Source organism: Tistrella arctica (genome assembly GCF_039630945.1).
GTDB lineage: Bacteria > Pseudomonadota > Alphaproteobacteria > Tistrellales > Tistrellaceae > Tistrella > Tistrella bauzanensis.
On the sequence record NZ_JBBKTV010000003.1, the window covers coordinates 1 to 23,140 of the forward strand.

The 23,140-nt window shown below is 68.6% G+C and carries 28 protein-coding genes and 1 tRNA gene; 6 read left to right on the forward strand and 23 right to left on the reverse strand.

The annotated features are described in order from the left end of the window. Positions 1 to 135: 135 nt before the first annotated feature. On the reverse strand, positions 136 to 738 hold the full coding sequence (wrbA, locus tag WG924_RS06830) for an NAD(P)H:quinone oxidoreductase (RefSeq protein ID WP_345932280.1): 603 nt from the start codon (positions 736 to 738) through the stop codon (positions 136 to 138). Positions 739 to 900: 162 nt separating this feature from the next. On the opposite strand from wrbA, the gene WG924_RS06835 reads away from it, so the two are divergent. Both WG924_RS06835 and WG924_RS06840 read left to right on the forward strand, forming a co-directional pair. Continuing rightward, positions 901 to 1,815 carry a LysR family transcriptional regulator gene (locus WG924_RS06835; protein WP_345932281.1) on the forward strand — a complete coding sequence of 305 codons (915 nt, stop codon included), beginning with the start codon at positions 901 to 903 and terminating at the stop codon, positions 1,813 to 1,815. A 70-nt stretch (positions 1,816 to 1,885) separates the two neighbouring features. Further along, positions 1,886 to 2,341 carry a DUF1499 domain-containing protein gene (locus tag WG924_RS06840; protein ID WP_345932282.1) on the forward strand — a complete coding sequence of 152 codons (456 nt, stop codon included), beginning with the start codon at positions 1,886 to 1,888 and terminating at the stop codon, positions 2,339 to 2,341. Here WG924_RS06840 and WG924_RS06845 read toward each other — a convergent pair whose 3' ends face one another. Next, the gene (locus WG924_RS06845) at positions 2,342 to 2,968 is read right to left on the reverse strand and encodes a LysE family translocator (protein ID WP_345932283.1); all 627 of its coding nucleotides are present in this window, start codon (positions 2,966 to 2,968) and stop codon (positions 2,342 to 2,344) included. A gap of 142 nt (positions 2,969 to 3,110) precedes the next feature. Between WG924_RS06845 and WG924_RS06850 the strand changes: the two genes are divergently transcribed. Further along, positions 3,111 to 3,572: an Lrp/AsnC family transcriptional regulator gene (locus WG924_RS06850; RefSeq protein ID WP_345932284.1), complete on the forward strand. Its 462-nt coding sequence runs from the start codon at positions 3,111 to 3,113 to the stop codon at positions 3,570 to 3,572. A 30-nt stretch (positions 3,573 to 3,602) separates the two neighbouring features. Here WG924_RS06850 and WG924_RS06855 read toward each other — a convergent pair whose 3' ends face one another. The 14 genes from WG924_RS06855 to ccmA all read right to left on the reverse strand — a co-directional run bounded on the left by WG924_RS06855 (position 3,603) and on the right by ccmA (position 15,891). Beyond that, positions 3,603 to 4,292 (reverse strand): ABC transporter permease, encoded by a 690-nt coding sequence (locus WG924_RS06855; RefSeq protein ID WP_345932285.1) that lies wholly within the window; start codon positions 4,290 to 4,292, stop codon positions 3,603 to 3,605. Between the two features lie 3 nt (positions 4,293 to 4,295). After that, positions 4,296 to 5,015 carry an ABC transporter permease gene (locus tag WG924_RS06860; protein WP_345932286.1) on the reverse strand — a complete coding sequence of 240 codons (720 nt, stop codon included), beginning with the start codon at positions 5,013 to 5,015 and terminating at the stop codon, positions 4,296 to 4,298. A gap of 69 nt (positions 5,016 to 5,084) precedes the next feature. After that, entirely contained in the window at positions 5,085 to 5,858 is a 774-nt protein-coding gene (locus WG924_RS06865; RefSeq protein WP_345932791.1) for an ABC transporter substrate-binding protein, read from the reverse strand. A 226-nt stretch (positions 5,859 to 6,084) separates the two neighbouring features. Beyond that, the gene (locus tag WG924_RS06870) at positions 6,085 to 6,606 is read right to left on the reverse strand and encodes a MarR family winged helix-turn-helix transcriptional regulator (RefSeq protein WP_345932287.1); all 522 of its coding nucleotides are present in this window, start codon (positions 6,604 to 6,606) and stop codon (positions 6,085 to 6,087) included. 168 nt (positions 6,607 to 6,774) lie between these two features. Beyond that, on the reverse strand, positions 6,775 to 7,569 hold the full coding sequence (locus WG924_RS06875; RefSeq protein WP_345932288.1) for an ABC transporter ATP-binding protein: 795 nt from the start codon (positions 7,567 to 7,569) through the stop codon (positions 6,775 to 6,777). 158 nt (positions 7,570 to 7,727) lie between these two features. Continuing rightward, positions 7,728 to 9,167: a c-type cytochrome biogenesis protein CcmI gene (gene ccmI / locus WG924_RS06880; RefSeq protein WP_345932792.1), complete on the reverse strand. Its 1,440-nt coding sequence runs from the start codon at positions 9,165 to 9,167 to the stop codon at positions 7,728 to 7,730. Then, positions 9,167 to 9,991, reverse strand: coding sequence for a cytochrome c-type biogenesis protein (locus tag WG924_RS06885; RefSeq protein ID WP_345932289.1), 825 nt, complete (start codon positions 9,989 to 9,991; stop codon positions 9,167 to 9,169). The genes ccmI and WG924_RS06885 overlap by 1 nt, the downstream gene beginning before the upstream one ends. Beyond that, positions 9,988 to 10,524 carry a DsbE family thiol:disulfide interchange protein gene (locus WG924_RS06890; protein WP_345932290.1) on the reverse strand — a complete coding sequence of 179 codons (537 nt, stop codon included), beginning with the start codon at positions 10,522 to 10,524 and terminating at the stop codon, positions 9,988 to 9,990. Before WG924_RS06890 ends, WG924_RS06885 begins: the two co-directional genes overlap by 4 nt. An 11-nt stretch (positions 10,525 to 10,535) precedes the next feature. Continuing rightward, positions 10,536 to 12,566, reverse strand: a complete 2,031-nt coding sequence (locus WG924_RS06895; protein WP_345932291.1) for a heme lyase CcmF/NrfE family subunit — start codon at positions 12,564 to 12,566, stop codon at positions 10,536 to 10,538. Continuing rightward, the gene (gene ccmE, locus WG924_RS06900) at positions 12,563 to 13,141 is read right to left on the reverse strand and encodes a cytochrome c maturation protein CcmE (protein WP_345932292.1); all 579 of its coding nucleotides are present in this window, start codon (positions 13,139 to 13,141) and stop codon (positions 12,563 to 12,565) included. The genes WG924_RS06895 and ccmE overlap by 4 nt, the downstream gene beginning before the upstream one ends. Next, entirely contained in the window at positions 13,125 to 13,391 is a 267-nt protein-coding gene (gene ccmD / locus WG924_RS06905) for a heme exporter protein CcmD (RefSeq protein ID WP_345932293.1), read from the reverse strand. Before ccmD ends, ccmE begins: the two co-directional genes overlap by 17 nt. 214 nt (positions 13,392 to 13,605) lie before the next feature. Beyond that, entirely contained in the window at positions 13,606 to 14,331 is a 726-nt protein-coding gene (locus WG924_RS06910) for a heme ABC transporter permease (RefSeq protein ID WP_345932294.1), read from the reverse strand. A gap of 187 nt (positions 14,332 to 14,518) precedes the next feature. After that, complete coding sequence (ccmB, locus tag WG924_RS06915; RefSeq protein ID WP_345932295.1) at positions 14,519 to 15,232, reverse strand: heme exporter protein CcmB; 714 nt, start codon at positions 15,230 to 15,232, stop codon at positions 14,519 to 14,521. Next, positions 15,229 to 15,891 carry a heme ABC exporter ATP-binding protein CcmA gene (ccmA, locus tag WG924_RS06920; RefSeq protein WP_345932296.1) on the reverse strand — a complete coding sequence of 221 codons (663 nt, stop codon included), beginning with the start codon at positions 15,889 to 15,891 and terminating at the stop codon, positions 15,229 to 15,231. Before ccmA ends, ccmB begins: the two co-directional genes overlap by 4 nt. 152 nt (positions 15,892 to 16,043) lie before the next feature. Between ccmA and WG924_RS06925 the strand changes: the two genes are divergently transcribed. Beyond that, entirely contained in the window at positions 16,044 to 16,691 is a 648-nt protein-coding gene (locus WG924_RS06925; protein WP_345932297.1) for a LysE family translocator, read from the forward strand. Positions 16,692 to 16,727: 36 nt separating this feature from the next. On the opposite strand, the gene folD is transcribed toward WG924_RS06925, so the two are convergent. The 3 genes from folD to WG924_RS06940 all read right to left on the reverse strand — a co-directional run bounded on the left by folD (position 16,728) and on the right by WG924_RS06940 (position 18,415). Further along, the gene (folD, locus tag WG924_RS06930; RefSeq protein ID WP_345932298.1) at positions 16,728 to 17,624 is read right to left on the reverse strand and encodes a bifunctional methylenetetrahydrofolate dehydrogenase/methenyltetrahydrofolate cyclohydrolase FolD; all 897 of its coding nucleotides are present in this window, start codon (positions 17,622 to 17,624) and stop codon (positions 16,728 to 16,730) included. Between the two features lie 88 nt (positions 17,625 to 17,712). Beyond that, on the reverse strand, positions 17,713 to 18,117 hold the full coding sequence (locus tag WG924_RS06935; protein WP_345932299.1) for a DUF167 domain-containing protein: 405 nt from the start codon (positions 18,115 to 18,117) through the stop codon (positions 17,713 to 17,715). Next, the gene (locus WG924_RS06940) at positions 18,101 to 18,415 is read right to left on the reverse strand and encodes a YggT family protein (RefSeq protein WP_345932300.1); all 315 of its coding nucleotides are present in this window, start codon (positions 18,413 to 18,415) and stop codon (positions 18,101 to 18,103) included. The genes WG924_RS06935 and WG924_RS06940 overlap by 17 nt, the downstream gene beginning before the upstream one ends. A 200-nt stretch (positions 18,416 to 18,615) precedes the next feature. On the opposite strand from WG924_RS06940, the gene WG924_RS06945 reads away from it, so the two are divergent. Both WG924_RS06945 and queF read left to right on the forward strand, forming a co-directional pair. After that, positions 18,616 to 18,691: transfer RNA gene (locus WG924_RS06945), tRNA-Ala, on the forward strand. A gap of 124 nt (positions 18,692 to 18,815) precedes the next feature. Next, entirely contained in the window at positions 18,816 to 19,295 is a 480-nt protein-coding gene (queF, locus tag WG924_RS06950) for a preQ(1) synthase (protein ID WP_345932301.1), read from the forward strand. 21 nt (positions 19,296 to 19,316) lie between these two features. Here queF and WG924_RS06955 read toward each other — a convergent pair whose 3' ends face one another. From WG924_RS06955 to WG924_RS06970, 4 genes are all read right to left on the reverse strand, one after another. Continuing rightward, positions 19,317 to 20,177, reverse strand: a complete 861-nt coding sequence (locus WG924_RS06955; protein ID WP_345932302.1) for an NAD(P)-dependent oxidoreductase — start codon at positions 20,175 to 20,177, stop codon at positions 19,317 to 19,319. A gap of 185 nt (positions 20,178 to 20,362) precedes the next feature. After that, on the reverse strand, positions 20,363 to 21,580 hold the full coding sequence (locus tag WG924_RS06960) for an ABC transporter substrate-binding protein (RefSeq protein ID WP_345932303.1): 1,218 nt from the start codon (positions 21,578 to 21,580) through the stop codon (positions 20,363 to 20,365). Between the two features lie 84 nt (positions 21,581 to 21,664). Beyond that, on the reverse strand, positions 21,665 to 22,372 hold the full coding sequence (locus tag WG924_RS06965; RefSeq protein WP_345932304.1) for an ABC transporter ATP-binding protein: 708 nt from the start codon (positions 22,370 to 22,372) through the stop codon (positions 21,665 to 21,667). Further along, positions 22,359 to 23,135 (reverse strand): ABC transporter ATP-binding protein, encoded by a 777-nt coding sequence (locus WG924_RS06970; RefSeq protein ID WP_345932305.1) that lies wholly within the window; start codon positions 23,133 to 23,135, stop codon positions 22,359 to 22,361. The genes WG924_RS06965 and WG924_RS06970 overlap by 14 nt, the downstream gene beginning before the upstream one ends. Positions 23,136 to 23,140: the final 5 nt, after the last annotated feature.

Here is a 23,140-nt window from a genome sequence, read left to right on the forward strand (position 1 = left end):
CCCAGCCAGCGTGCCCGCCCCCCTCGCTCAGCCCCCCCCGCTGCGCCCCCCCTCGGGCTGAGGGCCTGGAACGCGCCCCGGCCCCGGCCGGGGGGCCCCCCCCCCGCCCGGCGCCGGGCGATGATCGGTGCGCGGTCAGGCGCCGGCGAGCTTTTTGGCAATACCGGCGACATGAGCACCCTGGAAACGTGCCATCGACAGCTCCTTGGCGCTGGGCTGGCGGCTGCCATCGCCGCCGGCCAGCGAGCCGGCGCCATAGGGGCTGCCACCACGGGCTTCGGAGATGTCGAACAGTTCCGGCGCCGCATAGGGCAGGCCCACGATCACCATGCCGTGATGGGCCAGGGTCGGCCAGAAGGTCAGCGCGGTCGACTCGTTGCCACCGCCGGTCGCGGTCGAGACAAACACGCTGCCGACCTTGCCGACCAGCTTGCCCTGCGCCCACAAGCCGCCGGTCTGATCGAGAAAATTGCGCATCTGGGCGGCCATGTTGCCGAAACGGGTCGGCGTGCCGAAGATGATTGCGTCATACTCGGCAAGTTCGGCCGGCGTCGCCTCCGGGGCAGCCTGATCCAGCTTGGCACCGGCCTTCTCGGCCACCTCGCGCGGCATGATCTCGGGCACCCGCTTCACGGTGACCTCGACGCCGTCGACCGAGGCGGCACCCTCGGCCACGGCCCCCGCCATGGTCTCGATATGGCCGTACATGCTGTAATACAGAACAAGAACCTTGGTCATCGTCATCATCCCCTGGTTGTCTTGGCGGCCATGCGGCGCATGTCGCCGGCCCGCGTGATGTCTGTTCTCCCCGTCAATGTAACACTGGCGGTTTGGCGTACTACCGGCGACAATGGAAATGAATTGTCACCCTGACGTCAACAAAGCCGGAGCGACGGGCCGATGGATCACCTGACCAGCATGGCGGTGTTCGCGCGTGTGGTGGAGGCCCAGAGCTTTTCGTCGGCGGCGCGGGCGCTGGGCTTGTCGAAATCGGCGGTGTCGAAGCATATCGGCCGGCTGGAAGACCGGCTGGCCGCCCGGCTGCTGAACCGCACCACCCGCCGGCTCAGCCTCACCGAGATGGGCGAGGTCTATTACCGTCATTGCGCGCGCATCCTGCGCGAGGCGGAAGAGGCCGATCTTGAGGTCGGGCGGCTTCAGGACGAGCCGCGCGGCACGCTGCGCATCAACGCCCCGATGTCGTTCGGCCTGCTGCATCTGGCGCCCTGCCTGCCCGGCTTCATGGAGCGATACCCCCATGTCCGGGTCGAGGTGTCGCTGGACGACCGCTTCGTCGACGTGGTCGATGAAGGCTATGATCTGGTGGTGCGGATCGGCAATCTGGCCGACAGCAGCCTGATCGCCCGCAAGCTGGCCGAAAGCCGGACCATGGTGGTGGCGACGCCCGGCTATTGGGATGCCCACGGCCGGCCGCAGCACCCGCGCGATCTGGCCCGCCACAACTGTCTGGAATATGCCTATCTCTCCACCCGCAATGAATGGCGCTTCCGCGCGCGGGAGGGGGGCGAGACGATCGCGGTCAGGGTTTCGGGCACCCTGAACGCCAATAACGGCCAGATCCTGCGCGATGCGGCCCTGGCCGGCACCGGTGTCGCCCGCCTGCCCGCCTTCATCGTCGGCACCGAGATCGCCGCCAGGTTGATCGAGCCGGTGCTTGAGGATTTCGCGCCGCCACCGGTCGATATCTTCGCGGTCTATCCCCATAACCGGCATCTGTCGGCCAAGGTGCGCAGTTTCATCGACCATTATGTCGACTGGTTGCGCCAGCGCCGCCAGGACATGCCCTTCTCCTGATCAGCGTCATAACCGGCTCTCCCGCCGGTTTCATGACCGGCTCAAGCCCCATCCGGCCAAGGATCTGCCGATGCCCAGCGATGACGCGTTCCCCGACATGCCCGATCCTGGTCCGCAGGGTCGCCCGCAGGATGGCGGGGTCGTCGATCTGGCGGCGTTCAAGGCGCGGGCGCACCCGAACTGGTGCCTTGCGGCGCCCGCCGACGCCCTGCCCGGCCTGACGCCGCATATCCTGACGGCGATGCTGCCGATGTCGCCCGACCGGCTGTGCGGGCTGATGGCGCGGATGCTGCGCGGCCGCCCGCGCACCCGCATCATTGCCGCCGACCCCAACGCGTTCCGGATCGACGCCATCCAGCGCAGCCGCATCTTCCGCTTCACGGACGACGTGGCGCTGTGGGCCATGCCGGTCGGGGACGGGGCGGCGCCGGTGATCCTGTCGCGGTCGCGGATCGGCCGCCATGATCTGGGCGCCAACCGCCGCCGGGTGGAAAACTGGCTCGGCGCCCTGACCAGCGGCCGGTGATCAGCTCGCGGCCAGCCGGCCGGCGGCCGCGATCAGCATGGCCCCGGCGGCGGCCTCGGCCCAACGCCGGCCACGACCACCGATCACGGCGCCGCCGCGCGCCCAGCGCCGGCCCATGATGCCGATGGCGAGGCTGAGGCCGGTATAGACCAGCCCGCACAGGCCGATGAAGATGACCGACAGGGCGGCCGCCTGCGGGGCGATGCCGGCCGCCGCCGTCATGAACTGCGGCAGGATCGCCATATAGATCATCATCCCCTTGGGGTTCAGCAGCGCGGTCAGAAAGCCGCGGGCCAATGGCCGGTTATGGCCCACATCCTGCAACGTCAACCGCCCGGCGGCCAGCGCGTGGCGCAGCAGCCGCAGGCCCAGCCAGACCAGATAGCCGACCCCAAGCCAGCGCAGCGCATCGAACAGCACCGGTGACGCCGCGATCAGGGCGGCGATACCCAGCGCCACCAGTGTCGAATGCACCACATAGCCCAGACAGACACCTGCCGTGGCCCGCAAGCCCGCCGCCGTGCCGCCAGACACGGCCTGTGCGGCCACGAACAGCATGTCGGGGCCGGGGGTGCAGATCAGGGGCAGCACGGTGGCCGCGAACAGGATCAGGGTCATGGTTTCCATGGCCGCGATCATAGGCCGCCCGCCACGCAATCGGGTTGCGAAGATGCCGCGCGACCGGCAGTTTCTGGCATCAGGTTGCGAGCAGCGGCATAATATTGGCAGTAAGTGCCGAAACGTCGGCAGGCCGGCACGGAGGCCGCTTATGAAACTGGACGAGATCGACCGGCGCATCCTGCGCGCGCTGCAGCGCGATGCCCGGATCCAGAATGTCGATCTGGCGCGCGCGGTGGGGCTCACCCCCTCTCCCTGCCTGCGCCGGGTGCGCCTGCTGGAACAGGCCGGGGTGATCCGGCGCTATGTCGCGGTGCTCGACCCGGCGCAGGTCGGTGCCGGGCTGTCTCTGTTCGTGCGGGTGTGGCTGAAGGCGCAGGATGTCGAGACCATCGACAGCTTCATCGCCGCGGTCGAGCGCATCCCCGAAATCGTCGACTGCTATATCATGCTGGGCGATTGCGATTTTCTGCTGCGGGTGGTGGCCGCCGACCTGGATGACTATCGCCGCATCCAGGCCGCCCATCTGGGCCGGCTGCCCGGCGTGCAGAACCTGAAGACCGAGGTGCCCAGCCAGACGGTGAAGCAGAGCCACGCCCTGCCGCTGCGCTGATCATTGAAGCTTCCTCGACGCGGCTTCGCCTCAGCCCCGGCCCGCCATATGCCGGTTCAGGCGCTTCTCCACCAGCGCGAATACCCGGGTCAGCAGCAGGGTGATGAGCAGATAGATCACGCCCGCCGCCAGGAACAGTTCGGTCACGGCGAAGGTGCGTGAAATCAGCGTGCGGGTCACCCCCATCAGATCCAGGATGGTGATGGTGCTGGCCAGCGCGCTGGCCTTGATCATCAGGATCACCTCGTTGCCATAGGCGGGAAAGCCATAGCGCACCGCGATCGGCATGATAATCCGGCGGAAGGTCAGCGCCCGGCTCATGCCCAGCGCCTGCGCCGCCTCGATCTGGCCGCGCGGCACCGCCTGAATGGCGCCGCGCAGGATTTCGGCGGTATAGCCGCTGGTGTTCAGTGCAAAGGCGATGATCGCGCACCAGTACGGCTCGCGCAGGATCGGCCACAGCATGCTGCTGCGCACGAAGGTGAACTGCGACAGGCCGTAATAGATCAGGAACAACTGCACCAGCAGCGGCGTGCCGCGGAAGAAGAAGATATAACCGCGCCCGGCCCAGGCCAGCAGCGGGTTGCGCGAGACCCGCGCCATCGCCACCACCAGCGCCAGCACCGCGCCCACCACCAGCGCCAGCGCCACCAGTTCCAGCGTGGTCCACAACCCGCCGAGCAGCCGTTCCCAATTGTCGAAGATGACCTGCCAACGCATCGGTCAGGCCCTCCCGGCTTTGGGCACGCCACCCGGCCGGCGACCGGTGCCCCGCGCCGCCCAGTATTCCAGGCGCGCGATGCCGATCTCGGCGATCAGGGTGAAGAACAGATAGATCAGCGCCGCCGCGAAGAAGAAGGTGAACGGCTCACGCGTGGCACCCGCCGCGACATGGGCCTTGCGCATCAGCTCGTCCAGCGCCACCACCGACACCAGCGACGTGTCTTTCATCATCACCAGCAGCAGATTGCCCAGCCCGGGCAGGGCCAGCCGCCAGACCTGCGGCAGCACGATACGCCGGAAGGCGAGCGCCGGGCTCATCCCCAGCGCGCGCGCCGCCTCGATCTGGCCTTTGGGCAGAGCCCCCAGCGCGCCGCGGAACACCTCGGTCGCATAGGCGCCATAGGCGAGGCCAAGCGCGGTGACACCGGCCACGAACGGGCCGATCGTCACCTGGGCATCGCTGCCGGTCATCGCCAGCAGATTGTTGACCAGCACCGGCAGGGCGAAGAACACGAACAGCACCACCAGCAGTTCCGGGATGCCCCGGATGATGGTGGTATAGGCTTGGCCGATGCCGCGCAGCACCCGCGAGCGGCTGGATTTCGCCAGCGCGCCGGCCATGCCGAGCAGCAGGCCAAGCGCCAGAGATGGCGGGATCAGAGCCAGGGTGATCAACGCACCCTCGATCAGCAGCCCGCCATAGCCTTTGAAATCGAACATCAGATGGCGACCGTCAGTTGGCGACGGGCGAGGGTCGCGCCGATGGCACGGCCCCTGCCCGCGCGTGGATCACTCGCCATAGATGTCGAAGTTGAACCACTTGTCGTTGATGGTCTTGAAGGTGCCGTCGGCGCGGATGGCGGCGATCGCCTCGTTGAACTTCGCCACCAGATCGTCATTGCCCTTGCGGACCGCGACGCCGATGCCCTCGCCATACCACTTCGGATCGGCGATCGGCCCCGCGACGAAATGGAAACCCTTGCCGTCATCGGTCTTCAGCCAATCGCCCAGGATCGGCTGATCGGCCAGCGTCAGATCGGCGCGCCCCGAGACCAGATCCAGATTGGCCTGATCCTGCGTGTCATACAGGCGGATGTCGCTGTCCTTGTAGTTGTCTTCCAGATAGGTGACATGGGTGGTGGACCGCTGCACCGCGATCACCTTGCCGGCCAGCGCCGCGGGCGACACGTCGTCATAGCTCTGATCCTTCGGCGCCACGAACTGGCCGGCCGAGAGCGCGTATTTGTCCGAGAAGTCGACCGACTGCTTGCGCTCGTCGGTGATCGACATGGCGGCAATGATCGCGTCGTATTTGTTGGCAAGAAGGCCCGGAATGATCCCGTCCCAGTCCTGAGCCACCAGTTCGCAATCGGCCTTCATCTTCTCGCAGAGCGCGTTGGCGATGTCGACGTCGAAGCCGTCCAGCTTGCCCTGCTCGTTGACGAAGTTGAACGGGGGATAGGCACCCTCGGTCGCGATGCGGATTTTGGTCATCTCGGCGGCCGCGGCGGCGCCGGAGGCCAGCCCCAGGCCAATGACGGCTGCGGTCAGGATGCGAAACATGCCCACGTGTCGGTCTCCCTCAAGATCGATGACGCCCATGCCCGCGGAACGCCGGGGTCACGAACCGGCGCCGGCTCCCCCGAACCGGCACTTGGGCCCCCCTGTCGCATCGGGTGCCGCGCATGCGGCACCATCTGCGCGTTCCGGGCACGGCGATATTACGCCTTAGTAAACCCGCGAGGCGAGGGGCTGTTCAACGACAAAACGTCATCGACCGTCACGGCGGTCACGGTACCGCCCGCCGTGGCATGTTGCCGATCAGCGGCCGGCCGCCATTGCGCATCGAAAAACTGTCGGCGTCTTCGATCTTGGGCGGCTCGGCGGCCAGCACCGCCATCACCCGGCGCCAGGCATCGGCCGCCCCCTCGCCCGCGGCCCGGAAGGCGCTGTCGAGATAGGCGGTCTGAAGCGCCGACAGCCGGGCCTCCAACGTCGCACCTTCCGGATTCAGGGTCACATTCAGCATCCGCCGGTTCGACGGCACCGGGCTCAACGCCACCAGATTCTGATCGAGCAACTGGCGCATCGGCCGATGCAGCGCCTGGCGGGACACTTTCAGCTTGTCGAGCAGGTCGGTCAGGGTCATGTCGGGGCCGCCATGCGCCACAAAGAACAGGATCCGGTGATGCGACCGGTTCAAACCGCGTTCAGCCAGGATGCGGTCCGGCTCCTCGATCAGAAATCGGAACGCGAAGTGAAACAGCTCCAGGTCATGCTGGTTGGCCGCGTCCTCGGAATGCACCGTCATCGTCTCAATCTCCCCCTGCCGATCGTCGGTTCTTTTTGGGCCAGATATCCGCTTCTTGAAGAGCGAAGGTCCGGCGCGTTGCCGTAGCACGCGATACGTGATCAGTTTTCAACGAATACATGCAGGATAACATCGAATGGCGCCACGGCGGAACTGCCCCTCCCCGGCTCAGTGCAACCGGCTGGCCAGAAACTGCCGGCACCGGTCGCTGACAGGGTTCTCGAACACCTGCGACGGTGGACCATCCTCGGCGATCACGCCCTGGTCGAAGAACGCCACCCGGCTTGAGACCTCCCGCGCAAAGCCCATTTCATGGGTCACGATCAGCATGGTGCGACCTTCCTCGGCAAGCCCGCGGATCACCCGCAGCACCTCGCCGACCAGTTCAGGGTCCAGTGCCGAGGTCGGCTCGTCGAACAGCATCACCCGCGGGTCCATGGCCAGCGCCCGGGCAATCGCCGCCCGCTGCTGCTGCCCGCCCGACAATTCGGCCGGATAATGATCGCGTTTGTCACCGATGCCGACCTTGTCCAGCAGCTTGCGCGCCGTGTCCACCGCCTCGGCCCGCGGCCGGCGCAGCACATGGACCGGCGCCTCCGTCAGGTTTTCCAGCACGGTCAGGTGCGGCCACAGGTTGAAGCTCTGGAACACCATGCCCAGGCGCGCGCGGATACGGTCGAGCTGGCGCGGATCCTGCGGTTCCATGCCGCCACCCCGCCGGGGCTTCAGGCGGATCGGCTCCCCATCCACCCGCACCTCGCCGGCATCGGGCATTTCCAGCATGTTGATACAGCGCAGGAAGGTGCTCTTGCCCGATCCGCTGCTGCCGATGACCGAAATCACATCGCCTTCGGCCGCCTGAAGCGACACCCCCTTCACGACCTCCAGATCGCCGAACCGTTTATGAAGGCGCTCCACCTCCAGTGCCCATTGTGCCCGTCCTGCTGCCTCCGACTGCGTCATGCGGCCCCCCTCCAACTGTCAGCACGAACCGGTGCCATCCCGCCCCAACGCGCGGCACCGGCCGTTTCAAGACGGGATTATGACGGTCCCGGCGGCGTATGGGAACCGGCCGATCGGCCAGGGCTGCCGTCGAAGCGATCGTCGGGCGGCGCTCATCCTCAGTCGTTCGAAGGCTCTGGCGCCGGCTCGGGCGCCGGCAGCGCCGACAACTGCCGCTCGACGGCGGCACGATCGGGGCTGTCGGCCGGCAGGCGGTCCAGCAGGCGCTGCCACAGATCCCGGGCCGCGGCCGGCTCGCCATCGCGCAGATGGACCTGCCCGCCCAGCCACAATGCCATCTCGTGATCGGGCGCCATGTCCAGCGCGCGCTTGCGGGCGTCGCGTGCCGCCGCCGGGATCCTGGGGTCCATCGCGGTATCATCCGCCGGTTCCAGCCGGGCCTGCATCAGTGCGAGCTGGATATCCATCACCCGCGGATTGGCCTCGGCGCCGCGCACCAGGGCCGCGCGGCTCGCCGCCCGGTCGCCCAGCACCGCGTAAGACCGAGCCAGCCGCAGCCAGCCTTCCGGGTCTTCCGGCGCATCGGACAGCCGGGCCGCCAGCCCCTCGACCATGCCGCGGATCATCTCGGCCTGTGCCGGCGGCACGGCCATGCCCTCGCCACGGCCCCCGGCGGTGGCGGTGCCAGCACCCTCCTGCCACGCCTCGGGCATCAGCCCGGCCAGCGGCCGGCCCAGATCGCCGGCGGCGCGGCGGATCTGGCGTTCAAGCTCGGGCCGCCAGGGGGCATTGGCGGGGGTGTCGGCGGCAAGCGCCACCCAGCGTTCCAGCGCCGCCTCGATCCGTCCGCCCTGGGCGTCGGCCAGTCCCAGATAATAGCGCGCGGCCGCATTGTCCGGATCGATCGAGACCGCGCGTTCGAACAGCACGCGGGCATGTTCGTCCACCTGCCCGCCCACCGCGATCACCTCGGCGGCGGCGGCGCTGGTCAGCAGATCGACATCGTCGGGGGTCAGCGCCAGGGCGCGGGCGAAGGCGCGTGCCGCCTCCTCATGGCGGCCAAGGCTGGTCAGCGACCGGCCAAGCAGGGTCCAGCCGCGCGGATCCTCGCTGTCGGCGGTCTCAAGACGGGTCGACAATTCCTCGGCCAACCGCGCCAGATCGGCATCGCTGCCGGCCGCCGCAACCGGGCGGGCACCGGCCGGCTGGTCTGGCAGGCCCGGATTGCCGATCCGGACATACAGGCCGACCGCGATCAGCGGCACCACCACGATCAGGATTGCCGACAACCGGTTGGCGCGGCGGCGCTCCTTCGAGCCTGAGGCGACATGATGGGGCTGCGCACCGCGCGCGCCATCCACCGCCAGCAACCGGCGCTGGATCTCCAGCCGGGCGGCGACGGCCTCCTCGGCGGTCAGCCGGCCCGATGCAAGCTCGCGATCCACCTCGGCAAGCTGGTCGCGATAGATCGCGATATCGCCCAGCCGGGCCGCGCCGCGCTCACGCGCACGCCCCTTCAGCACCGGCAGCAGCAGCACGGTCAGGCAGATCAGGGTGGCAAGCGCGATCGCCGCCCAGAACCAGATGCCGGATATCATCAACGGGGCTCTCTATCCTCAGGCGTGTCGTCACGACCGGCGGGTTCGTCGTCGGCGGCGGGCTTGTCGGCAACCGGTTCCTCATCCGCGGCGCGCACATCGTCGACGGGCGCATCGGCCACGGGTGCATCGACCACTGGTGCATCGACCACTGGCGCATCGGCCACTGGCGCATCCCCGGTGGAGGCGTCGCCCGCGGCCGGCAGGTCCGCCGGAACCGGCGTGCCTTCATCCATCAGCCGGGCCAGTCGCCAGGCCTCGTCGTCATCCAGCGGCCGTGCAAAACCATCCTCGGCTGCCTTGGCCGCGTAAGCGCGGCGCTGGCGGCGGATGAAGGCGATCACGATCAACGCACCGGCCAGCAGCACCAGCGCCGGCGCCGCCCACAGCAGATAGGTGGTGGGCTTCACCGGCGGGCGCATCAGCACCCAGTCGCCATACCGCTCCACCATGAATGCCAGGATCTGATCGCGGCTGCGGCCCTCGGCCACCTGCTCGCGCACGATCTGGCGCAGGTCGCGGGCAAGCTCGGCGTTGCTGTCCTCGATCGACTGGTTCTGGCAGACCAGACAGCGCAGTTCCTTGGAAATCTCGCGCGCGCGGCGTTCCTCGGCCGGGTCGGCCAGCGGTGCCTCGGGCCGGCTCAACGGCCCCGGCGCCACGCTGCCCGGTGCCGGCATCGCCTGGGGCACCCGCGCTGACGGCGCATCGGTCTGCTGGGCCAGCGCCACAGGGGTCGCCGCCGGCAGCAGCACGGGTGCCGCCAGCAGAAAGGCCGCGCAGGCCAGCCAGAGGCGGCGCCGCATATGGCTGGCCCCGCTCATTCCGCCGCCTCGCGCAGCAAGGGCCGGATACGCGTCTCCAGCGCCTCGGCGGTCAGCACCCCGATATGCTGGGCGATGATATGGCCGCGACCATCGATGACGAAGGTCTCGGGCACGCCCGAGATGCCGAATTCGATGCCGGTGCGGCCATCCAGATCGGCGCCGATCTGCGCGTAAGGGTCGCCATGGCGATCCAGCCAGCGCCGGGCATCCTCGGGCCGGTCCTTGTAATTCACGCCCACGATCCGCACGCCTTCCTCCCGCGCCATCTTCATCAGCTGCGGGTGTTCCGCCAGGCAGGGCACACACCACGAGGCGAAGAAATTCACCAGCACCGGCCGGCCATCGGCCAGATCGGCGGCTGAAAGGCCCTCGTCGCGGCCCTCGATCGGCGGCAGGTCGAAGGCCGGCACCGGCTTGTCGATTCGCCCCGACGGCACCGCGCGCGGGTCGAGCTCCAATCCGGTCATGAACACGGCCGCCAGGGCCACGAACACCAGCACCGGCAGCACATAGATCAGGCGTCGCAGCATCTGTCAGCAGCTCACTCGGCGGGAACGGTGCCGGGGGCCGGGTTGCGGGCGCGCCGTGGCGCGCCCACCCTCAGGCGCCGGTCGCTCAGCGATACCATGCCGCCGGCGGCCATGACCAGCGCTCCACCCCAGATCCAGGGCGTGAGCGGGTTGTGATACAGCCGGAAGCTCCATTTGCCGTCCACCGGCTCGGCGCCGGCCAGCGCCACATAAACATCGGTGACGCCGTTGGTGCGGATGGCGGCCTCGGTCGTCGTGGTGCCCTGGGTGGGATAGTATCGGATTTCAGGCGCCAGCTTGCCCACCACCCGGCCGCCGATCATGGCGCCATCGACTGTGCTGCCACCGGTTATCAGCCGCAGATCGGCCATGGTGCTGCGGTAATTCGGCCCAGGCTGCTGGGTGACGCCACGGAATTCCAGCGTCCGGCCGCCGATCTCGGCGCGATCACCCGGCGCCAGGGTCACGGTGCGTTCCGACTGCCAGATCGAGGCGCCGGTGATGCCCAGCACCAGAATGCCGACACCGCAATGGGCGATCGCCGTGCCCCAGGCCGAACGCGGCAGGCCACGTGCCCGCCGCCAGGCGCCGCCACGCCCCCCGCCGCCCCGGCGCGACCACACCCGCTCACCGATATCGGTCAGGCTCGCCGCCACCAGCCACACGCCCAGCATCATGCCCAAGGCGCCCAGCGCGCCATCGACGCCGAAGCCGCCGATCGCGAAGCCGGCCGCCGCCGCCAGCAGGGCCGCGACCATGGCGAAGCGCAGGCGCTGCAACACGGCGCCAAGATCGCCGCGCTTCCAGGCCAGCGACGGGCCCATCCCGGCCACGATCAGCAGCGGCACGGCCAGCGGCACCACGGTGGCGTCGAAGAACGGCGGCCCCACCGTCACCTTGGTGCCGGCGAAGGCATCCAGAAACAGCGGATACAGCGTGCCGATCAGCACGGTCGCGGCCAGCGCCGCCAGCAGCAGATTGTTGACCACCAGCCCGCTTTCGCGGCTGACCGGCGCAAACAGCCCACCCGGCTTCAGTGCCGGCGCCCGCCAGGCGTAAAGCGCCAGCCCGCCGCCGACCACCACACACATGAACACCAGCACGAACACGCCGCGCGTCGGATCGCTCGCGAAGGCATGCACCGAGGTGATGACGCCCGAGCGCACGATGAAGGTGCCAAGCAGGCTGAGCGAGAAGGTCAGGATGGCGAGCAGGATGGTCCACGACTTCAACGTGTCGCGCTTTTCCACCACGATCGCCGAATGCAGCAGGGCGGTTCCCGCCATCCACGGCATCAGCGAGGCGTTCTCGACCGGATCCCAGAACCACCAGCCGCCCCAGCCCAGTTCGTAATAGGCCCACCACGAGCCCAGCGCGATGCCGATGGTGAGGAAAACCCAGGCGGCCAGCGTCCAGGGGCGCACCCAGCGCGCCCAGGCGGCATCGACCCGGCCTTCGATCAGGGCGGCGATCGCGAAAGCGAAGGCGATCGAGAAGCCGACATAGCCCAGATACAGGAAGGGCGGATGGAAGGCGAGGCCCGGATCCTGAAGCAGCGGGTTCAGGTCGCGACCTTCCGCCGGCGGCGGCATCAGCCGCTCGAACGGGTTCGAGGTCAGCAGCATGAACAGCAGGAAGCCGATCGCGATCATGCCCTGCACCGACAGCACCCGCGCCCTGAGTGTGGGCGGCAGGTTGCGACCGAACAGGGCCACCGCGCCGCCATACAGGCTGAGGATCAGCGCCCACAGCAGCAGCGAGCCTTCGTGATTGCCCCAGACGCCGGTGATCTTGTAGAGCAGCGGCTTGGCGGTATGAGAGTTCGATGCCACCAGCAGCACCGAGAAATCGCTGGTGACGAAGGCCACGGTCAGGCAGGCGAAAGCCGCGCCGATCGCCAGCATCTGCGCCATGGCGGCGCCACGGCCCGCGGCCATCAGCGCCGCATCGCCGCGCGCGGCGCCGATCAGCGGCACCACGGCCTGAACCAGCGCCATGGCCAGCGCCAGCACCAGCAGATAATGACCCAGTTCGGCTATCATCGGGGTGCCTCGCCATCAGCCGGCTTCATCAGGGTCTGATGGTCGGCGGTGCCCGCGCCCTCGCCATCACCCTTCCAGGTGCCGGCGCGCTTCATGGCGTCCACCACCTCGGGCGGCATATAGGTCTCGTCATGCTTGGCCAGCACCTGTTCGGCCGTCACCGTGCCATCGGGCTCGAACCGGCCCTCGGCGACAATGCCCTGGCCCTCGCGGAACAGGTCGGGCAGCAGGCCGTCATAGCGGATGGTCAGGGTTTCCGCGCCATCGGTGACGACGAAGGCGACATTGGTGCCGGGGCCGCGGGCGACACTGCCGGCCTCCACAAGGCCCCCCACCCGTAACCGGGTGCCGGGTTCCACCTGTTTGGCGATGATGTCGCTGGGGCTGTAGAAGAACAGCAGATTGTCGCGGAACGCGCCCAGCACCAGGGCCAGCGCCACGGCCACCAGGGCCAGGATGCCGCCCAACGCATACATGCGCCGGCGCTTGCGGGTGAAGCGGCGGGGCGGTGTGCCGGAGACCGGCCGCCGGGGCGGCAGATCGGCGCTGGCGGACCGGTCAGGCGCGGGCGACATCGTCGGCGGCTCCGTCTTCATGGGGGTGGCGCTCATGCGCCGTGGGCGAGGGCGCGCCGGCACGCGCGCGACGCCGGCGGCCACGGCCAAGGCCCAGCGCCTCCAGCCGCGCCAGCCGCGCCTCGGCGCGCCGGACGGCCGCGCGACTGTGCAGCCACAGCCCCGCCAGCACCACCAGCGCGAAGCCGAAGGATGGCCAGACAAAGGCGGCGTAACCGCCCATGGCGAAGAAGGTGTCGAGGTCGTTCACCGCCGTCGGATCCCCAGGAGATCGGGTGTGGCCGCCATACGCGCCCGGTTCAAGAAGCGCATCGGTTCAAGACCATGGCAACCGCCCGGAGGCGGTCTGGCCGCGTCATGGCGCCGCTATGGGCCTGTAGATAGTGTCGCAACCGCCCGGTCGTCCAGTGCAAGCGGATGATTGCGTTGCTATGTCGCGGAACCGGCGTGCGAATCCGCACCGGCTATTCGCCGCCCAGCGCCGCCTGCATTTCGATCGTGCGCGCCCGGCGCTCCAGCAGTTCGGCCCGCGCCCGCAGGCAGACGATGCCAACGAACAGCAGCGTGAAGCCCAGCGCCATCAGCAGCAGCGGCCACAACATGCTGGGATGGATCGACGGCGCGTCGAGCTTCGAGATCGTCGCCGGCTGGTGCAGCGTGTTCCACCAGTCGACGGAAAACTTGATGATCGGCAGGTTGACCACGCCCACCACGGCCAGGATGCCGGCTGCCCTGGCGCCGCGCTCCGGGCTGTCGAAGGCATCGCGCAGCACCATATAGCCCAGATACAGGAAGAACAGCAGCAGCACCGATGTCAGGCGCGCATCCCACACCCACCAGGTGCCCCACATCGGCTGCCCCCACAACGCCCCGCTGACCAGGGCGATGGCGGTGAAGGCGGCCCCCGCCGGCGCGATCGCCTTGGCCGCCACATCGGCGACGCCATGGCGCCAGATCAGATAGACGGCGCTTGATACGGCGAGCCCCGCATAGGCGAACATCGACATCCAGGCCGCCGGCACATGCACATACATGATCCGGAAGCTTTCACCCTGCTGATAGTCGGGCGGCGCCACGAACAGGCCCAGATACAGGCCGATCGCGATCAGCGCCAGCCCGGCCAGGGTCGCGGGCCCGCGCACCCGGTCGATGATGCGGCCGAAAAGGGTTGGGTTGGCATAGCGGTGCATCGGGAACGGCACCCCGCCGGCTGGAGGAAACGAAGGATGGGCGATCGGGGATGCATGCCGGCACCCCAGGCCACCGGCTGAGGAGGTGCCCGCTTTCGGCCCCTCTGTCAATCCCGCCCGGGATCGCGCGACGATCGGACGCGCCGGCCCGCATGTTCAGTCGGCCATCTTCGCGCCTCTGGTCCGATCAGTCCAGTGCCGCCCGCAGGCCCGCCGCCGCCGCCAGCGGCGCCAGCGCCAGCGCCAGCACCGACCCCGCCCCCAGCAGCATCAGATGCGGGCCGGTGGGCAGACCGTTGGCCGCCGCTTCCACAGCGCCGACGCCGAAGATCAGCACCGGCACATACAGCGGCAGCAGCAGCAGCGGCATCAGGGCGGCGCCGCGCCTGGCGCCCAGGGTCAGCGCGGCGCCGATCGCGCCGATCAGCGACAGCGCCGGCGTGCCCACCGCCAGCGACAACATCAGCGTGCCCAGCAGCGCGCCGTCGATCTGCAACATGATCGCCACCACCGGCGCCGCCACGATCAGCGGCAGGCCGGTGGTCAGCCAGTGCGCCGCCACCTTGGCCAGCACCACCAGCGCCAGTGGAGCGGGGGCGAGCGCCAAAGCCTCCAGCGCGCCGTCATTGCGGTCGGTATCGAACATCCGGTCCAGCGACAGCAGCACCGCCAGCAGCGCCGAGGCCCAGACCACCCCCGACGCGATCCGCGACAGCACCTGCGGCCCCGGCCCCACGCCCAGCGGAAACAGGGTCGCCGCCACCACGAAGAAGGCCAGCACCGCCACCACATCGCCCGACCGGCCGGCCGTGCGGGCCAGATCCCGGCGCAGCACCGCCAGCAGCGTGCGGCCAAGGCCCGGCGCAGCTTCGGACGGACCGGATGCCGTGGGATCGCTCATGGCGCCGCCTCCTCGATATCCAGCCCGATCACCCGATCTCCCAGCCCCAGCGGCAGATGGGTCGCGGTCACCACCATGCCGCCCCGGTCCAGATGGGCGCCGATCAGCCCGGCGACCAGCGCGCTGCCGCTGCGGTCCAGCGCCGTCGTCGGCTCGTCCAGCACCCAGAGCGGGCGATGGGCCAGCAGCAGCCGCGCCAGCGCCAGCCGGCGGCGCTGGCCGGCCGACAGCACCCGGACCGGCAGCTCCGCCAGATGCGGGATGTCCAGCGCAGTCAGCGCCGCGGCCACCCGCTCGGCCCGGCCGGCGCGCGCGACGCCCAGGATCGCCGCCCAGTGGCCAAGGTCGGCGCCGGCCGACAATTCGCCAGCGATGCCGTCGCGATGCCCCAGATAATGCAGCCGTTCACGCCACGGCAGGTCGTGATCGTCGCGGTCCAGGCCGTTCCACAGGATCTGGCCGGCATCGGCGCGCACGAAGCCGGCGATGATCCTGAGCAGGGTGGATTTGCCGCTGCCATTGCGCCCGGTCACCACCAGGGCATGGCCGGCAGACAGTTCGGCATTCAGATGCAGGAAGATCGGACGGTCGCCGCGAAAACAGGCAAGATCATGCAGGATCAGCCGGTCAGGGCCGCCATTGTGCGGGGTTTGGGTCACAGGATCCTCACGATACGGCCCTGGCGGGTGACTTCCCGGCTTGCCATCATGCCGCCACAATGGATAGACCAAAGGACGGCCGCGGGAAAGCCTCCCGGGGCGGCTGACATCCGGAAGGACCGAAGCGCAATGGCGGAGCGGACGACGACCGCATGATTCTGGCCAGCTTCCTCGCAGGCATCGGCATCGGCCTTGTGGTCGCGGCCCCGGTCGGGCCGGCGGCGGTCATGGTCATCGGACGCAGCCTCGACCGCGGCTGGCGGGTCGGCTTCGCCACCGGTATGGGTGTGGTCTTCGCCGATCTGGTCTATGCCTGCATCGCCGTTGCCGGCATGGGCTGGATGGAACGCATCCACGCCTTCGAGCGGCCTTTGCAACTGTTCGCCGGGCTGCTGCTGCTCACCATGGGGCTGGTCAGCGCCACCGGCGTGTTCAGCCGTGATCGCGGCCAGATCACCGCCCTGCCCAATGCCAGCTATCAGGGCCGCAACCGTCTGGTGGCCGGTCTGTCGGGCTGTGCCGCCACCTTCGCCGTCACCATCGTCAACCCTACCGCGATCGCGGCCTTCCTGGCCCTGTTCACCACCATCGGCCGGTTCGCCGACGATAAGATCCCGCTGCTCGGCGGCATCGCCGTCGGCGGAGCGCTGTGGTGGTCGGGGCTCGCCTGGGGGGCGGCCCATGCCGGGCGCAAGCTGGCGCCGCGCTGGCCGCTGCGCATCAAACGCGGCGCCGGCGTGGTGCTGGCGGTGATCGGCGCCGGCGTGCTGCTTTATGCCGGGTTCGAGTACTGGGCGTGACGATAGGGCGCCACGGGGTGGCGCATCGGCTTGCGGTCAGAGGGTCGCCATGTCGATGCCGCGCCGGGCGCAGGCCGCCTGCAGGGTGTTCGACAGCAGGCAGGCGATGGTCATCGGGCCCACGCCGCCCGGCACCGGGGTGATGTGGCCGGCAACCGCCTTGGCCTCTTCGAAATTCACGTCACCCACCAGCCGGTCCTTGCCGCCGGCTGCCGCCGGTGGCAGCCGGTTGATGCCGACATCGATCACGGTCGCACCGGGCTTGATCCAGAAGCCGCGCACCATTTCCGGCCGACCAACCGCCGCGATCACGATATCGGCGCCATGCACGGTCTCGGCCAGATCGCGGGTGCGGGAATGGGCGATGGTGACGGTGCAGTCGCGGCCCAGCAGCAGTTGCGCCATCGGCTTGCCCACGATGTTCGACCGGCCGATCACCACCGCATGACGCCCGGCCATCTCGGCGCCGAGCGTGCGGTCCAGCAGCATCAGGCAGCCCAGCGGCGTGCAGGGCACCAGCGCCGGCTGCCCGGTCGCCAGCCGCCCGGCATTGATCGGGTGGAAGCCATCGACATCCTTGGCCGGGTCGATCGCCTCGATCACCTTCTGGGCATCGATCTGGCGCGGCAGCGGCAACTGCACCAGAATGCCGTCGACCGCGTCATCAGCGTTCAACCGCGCCACCAGCGCCAGCAGATCGGCTTGCGCGGTATCGGCGGGCAGGCGGTGTTCGAAGCTCTGCATACCACAGGCTTCGGTCTGCTTGTGCTTGTTGCGGACATAGACCTGGCTGGCCGGGTCTTCGCCGACCAGCACCACAGCCAGCCCCGGGCGCAGCCCCAGGCGGGCATACATGCCACCCACGCGCGCGGCCACGGCGGCGCGCAGATCGGTCGCGACGGCCTTGCCGTCGATCAGCTGTGCGGAAGGCATCGGGGCAGTCTCCATCAGTTCCATATCGCGCCGGGCGTCACTCTGCGTCGGGCATCATTCTGCGTCGGGCATCATTCTGCGTCGGGCATCATTCTGCGTCGGGCGCCAGGCCGCGCGCGCGGGCGGCAATCGCCTCGGCATCGGCAAAGCCGTCGCCCTCCACGCCGATGCGCTTCAGCCGGTCGGTCACGCCCTGCACCACCCGCACGCGATTGCGGGCAACACCAAGGGCATCGGCCACCAGCCGCTCCACCGCGGCATTGGCCTTGCCGTCCTCGGGCGCCGCGGTCACCTTCACCTGCAGGCGCAGGCGGCCATGGCCGTCGTCGCGGGCGGGTTCGATGGCGGCGCGGCGCGCCTTTGGCTGAACCTTCACGAAGATCGACACATTGGCCGGGCCTTCGCGTTCCACGGCGGGGCCAAGGCCGCTGCCCTGTCCCTCGCCATCCATCTCTGTGCCGGTGGTGATCATCGGATCAATACAGCGCGCCATAGGCCATCGGCGCCAGCCAGCCATTGACCACGATCTTCAGGAAGTTCAACAGCAGCAGCAGCACCAGCGGCGACAGGTCCAGCCCGCCCAGATTGGGCAGAAAATTGCGGATCGGCCGCAGAACCGGCTCGGTCATCCGTTCGATGACACTGCCGATCATGAAGACCACCTGATTGCGGGTGTTGACGACGTTGAACGCCACCAGCCAGCTCAGGATCACGCTTGCGATCAGAATCCAGGTGTAGATCTCGATCGCGGCATTGAACAGAAAGAGCAGGCCTTGGAGAAGCGGCGCCATGCGGGGCTCCCTCATACGTGGGGTGCCGCAGCTTTCATGCGGCGTTCGGACGAGACGGCCGGAGTATAGCAAGGCCTGCGCGGTCGGCCAGTCGATTGTGACGCCAACGCGTCAACGGGCGCTTGACAGGCGATCAGACCCGCGCCAATATCCGCGCCGTTCACCGAGGCAGCCCGCAAGGCCTGCCCCGGCGCGGGTGCGGGGCCGTAGCTCAGTTGGGAGAGCGCTAGAATCGCACTCTAGAGGTCGAGGGTTCGATTCCCTTCGGCTCCACCAATCCCGCCGAACGCCATCGGAACGCCTACACGAAAAAGCCGGCTTCAAGCCGGCTTTTCGCGTTTGGCCACACCATGTGCCCCCGACGGGGACAGCCGATCCCATCTGTTCCGGAGCCCGACCGATGAGCGACCAGCCCGGCAAGCCCTCGATCTATAGCAACCTGTCCCAGTTGGGGCAGGCGGCAGCACTGCCCGCCGGCCCCGATCAGGCGGTGCTGGAACGGGTGGCCAATCCGCATCCCGGCACCCGCTATCTGGTGCGTTTCGCCTGCCCGGAATTCACCTCGCTGTGCCCGATCACCGGCCAGCCCGATTTCGCCCATCTGGTCATCGATTACGTGCCGGCCGACTGGCTGGTCGAAAGCAAGTCGCTGAAGCTGTATCTGGGCAGCTTCCGCAACCATGGCGATTTCCACGAGGCCTGCACCGTCGGCATCGGCAAGCGGCTGGTCGATCTGCTGGCACCGGACTGGCTGCGCATCGGCGGCTACTGGTATCCGCGCGGCGGCATCCCGATCGACGTGTTCTGGGCCACCGGCCCGGTGCCGGCCGATTTGTGGATCCCCGACCAGGGCGTTGCCGCCTATCGCGGGCGCGGCTGACCCTGTCGGCGGAAGGCCGGGTCAGCCGGGCTTGCGGGTATAGGCGGCCACCGCCGACCAGTCGCGATCGCCCATGCCTGCCGCCACCGCGCCCGACATCTGGCCGTGCACGGCTGCGAGCTGCGGCAGGCGCGCGCCCACGGCCTCGGCGGCGGCTGTGGCCAGCCGCAGATCCTTCAGGCCCAGATCCATCCGGAAGCCGGGGTCGAACGCCTCACGCGTGATCTTGTCGCCATAGCCCTGATAGGCGCGGCTGCCGCCGAACTGGGTCTGCCGCATCAGGTCCAGGAACACCGCCGGATCCAGCCCGTGCGCCGCGGTCAGCGCCGCCGCCTCGGCCATCGCCTCGATCGCCATGGCGATCATCATGTTGCCGGCGATCTTGGCAATGCCGGCCTGACGCGGGTCATCGCCCATCACCCAGGATTGCCGGCCGATGACGTCGAACAAGGGTGCCACGATCGCGATCGCCGCCGGGTCGCCGGCGGCCATGATCGCCAGTTGTCCGGCCTCGGCGACGTCGGGGCGGCCAAAGACCGGCGCCGCCACGAAGCGCAGCCCCACCGCCTCGTGATGAGCACGCAATTCCTCGATCATGTCGAGCGACAGGGTCGATGTCACCACATGCACGGCCCCCGGCCGTGCCAGTTCCAGAACCGGTTCGTCCAGCAGCACCGCGCGGATCGCCGCGTCGTCGGCCAGCATGGTGAACACCACGTCCGCCTCGAAGGCGGCCGACGCCTCGGGCACCATCACCACGCCCTCGCGCGCCGACGCCATCACCGGCGACCGGTTCCAGGCCCGCACATGGTGCCCCGCCGCCACGATATTCCGCGCCATGGCGCGGCCCATCAGGCCCAGTCCGACAAATCCCACATCCATTCCACGTCACGCCTCTGTTTTTGCCGGTTGAGTCCGGCATGCAACCATTCGTAGAGAACCTGTCTGTTGATATGGTGTGCCTGTCGCGTGCCGACAGCCCGGCAGATGGCCGATAATGCGCCACGGGGCCGATGGTTTCCCATCGACCCCGTGGCCTGCCGGATCAGAGACGCGGCAACCGCCGCCTACTTGAACGGCAGCGGCACGTATTTGCCGTTCTCGACCACGGTCATCTGGAAGCTGCTGGCCATGTTGTTGTCGTCGTCGACGCCGGTCAGCTCGTAAGGGTTGCGCTCGGGCGGCAGGGTTGCCGAGGCTTCCGCCAGCTTGGCCATGATCGCCTGGGGGTCTTCGGTGGTGCCGGCCAGTTCCATGGCGCGCACGAACACCATGATCGCGGTATAGGGCAGGCCGATCTCGGCCACGGCCTCTTCGTTCGCGCCGAAGGTGTCCTGATACTTCTTGATGAAGGCCGGGGCGTTCTTGCTGGGGTAGTATTCCAGCGGCAGGTTACCGACCAGACCGTTCATCATCTCGATCGGGACGATGTTGTCCATTTCCTCGGGCTTGGCCTGATCCATGATCACGAAGCCGCCCTTGAAGCCCTGCTCGCGCGCCGCCTGCACGATCAGCGCGGTCGGCTGCGACGGGCCGCCGATGAACAGCACATCGGGCTTTTCAGACAGCGCCTTGGCGACGGCGCTGGAGAAGTCGGTGGTGGTGCGATAGTCGACCGCGTTATCGGTCAGCACCTCGCCGCCCAGTTCCTTCCACTTGGCGCTGAAGCCCTTGGTCCATTCCTTGGCATAGGCATGGGTGCCGGGGATCATGCCCAGCCGCTTGCCCGACCGCTCCATCGCCGCCTTGGCGTATGGCTCGAACAGCGCGTTGTAGCGCGGCGGGATCATCATCTGCAGCGGGTTCTTCTGGTTCAGGATCGCCGGCTCGCTGGTATAGGCGGCGATGATGAAACTCTGCGGCCCCTTGGTGTTGAAACCCTGCGCCGCCAGAATGCCGCCGCTATGGGGGATGAGCACGATCCGCGCGCCGTTCTGATAGACCAGACGCTGCGTGTTCACGGCGGTTTCGTTGGGCAGATAGCGGTCGTCCAGCGACGCCAGCTCCAGCATCACCTTCTCGCCCTTGATGTCCATGCCGCCGGCCGTGTTGACATCGTCGATCGCCATCTGCATGCCGCGCTGGACATTGCGGCCATACAGCGCCGCGCCGCCCGACAGCGGGCCGGAATAGCCGATCACCGCAGTGTCGGCCGCCATGGCCGGCGTCACCGCGGCCGACAGCCCCGGCAGCGCCGCCACCAGCGCCAGTGCCCCCGCCACCGACCGGGCGCCGGCCAGCAGCGTCTCGCGGCGCGTGCGCCGTTTGTCGATCATCGCCTTCATTGGGTCTTCCCTCCCGTGGTGCCCGGTTCTGTGCCGGGATCTCTCAGACTGGATCAGGATCAGGATCGGGGGTCCGATGCCGGGTCAGGCGCCGACATAGGCGCGGCGGACCTCGTCATCCGACATCAACTGGTCGCGGGTGCCTTGTGTGGTGATATGGCCGGTCTCGATCACATAGCCGCGATCGGCGATCGCCAGGGCCGCATGGGCGTTCTGTTCCGCCAGCAGCACGGTGGTGCCGCCGCGGCAGATTTCCGCCGCCGCATCCAGCACCTGACGCACCACCAGCGGCGCCAGCCCCAGTGTCGGCTCGTCCAGCATCAGCAGCCGGGGCTTGCCCATCAGCGCCCGGCCGATCGCCACCATCTGCTGCTGTCCGCCCGACAGCGACCCCGCCGGCTGCCACGCCTTCTCGACCAGGATCGGGAACAGCGCGTTCACATAGTTCAGCGTCTCTTCCACCGCATGTGCGCTGTCGCGGCGGCTATAGGCGCCCAGCATCAGGTTCTTGTGCACCGACAAGTCGGGGAACAGCCGCCGGCCTTCCGGGCAATGGGCGATGCCGCGCGCCACGATCCGCGCTGGTGCCGCCTTGGCGATGTCGTCGCCGTCGAACACAATCCGGCCGCGGGTCGGGCGGTGCAGGCCGCTGATGGTGCGGAACAGTGTGCTCTTGCCGGCGCCGTTCGACCCCAGCAGCACCACCAGCTCGCCCTGCCCCACCTGGATCGACACGTCGGTCAGCACCCGGAAAGCGCCGAACTGCACCGAGACCGCGTCAAGCGTGAGCATGGGCATCGCTCCCCAGATAGGCGGTGATCACCGCGTCGTCATTGCGGACCTCATCAGGCGTGCCGGCGGCGATCTTGCGGCCGTGATGCAGCACCATGATCCGGTCGCACAACCCCATCACCATCTTCATCTTGTGCTCGATCAGGCAGACGGTGACCCCGGCGGCGGCGATCCGCCTGATCAGCCGGCCAAGCTCGTCGGTCTCCTCAGGGTTGATGCCGGCGGCCGGTTCGTCCAGCAGCAGCAGATGCGGCCCGCCGACCAGCCCCAGGGCGATGGCGGCCCGCTTCTGCTGTTCCTGGCTGATCAACCCGGCGGGGGTATGCGCCACATCGGCCAGCCCCACGAAGTCCAGTGCCTCCATCGCCCGCAGCCGCGCCACGGCGATCTCGCGCCGCTCGCGCGGGCTGTTGACCAGCGCGTCCAGCAGTCCGGCACGGGTGCGGTGACGATAGCCGACGATCACATTGTCGAGCACGCTCGCCTCCGAGAACAGATGCGTGGTCTGGAAGGTCCGCGCCATGCCGCGCGGCGGCATGTCATGGGTCTTCAACCGGGTCACGTCCTCGCCCCGGAAGGTGATGGTGCCGGATGTCGAGCGATAGAACAGGCTGATCAGGTTGAAGAAGGTCGATTTGCCGGCGCCGTTCGGGCCGATGATGCCGGTGATGCCGCCCTCCTCGACCGTGAAGTCGACATCACCCACCGCCACCAGCCCGCCGAAGGCTTTGGTCAGTCCGCGTGTTTCAAGTATGGCCGCCATGGCGT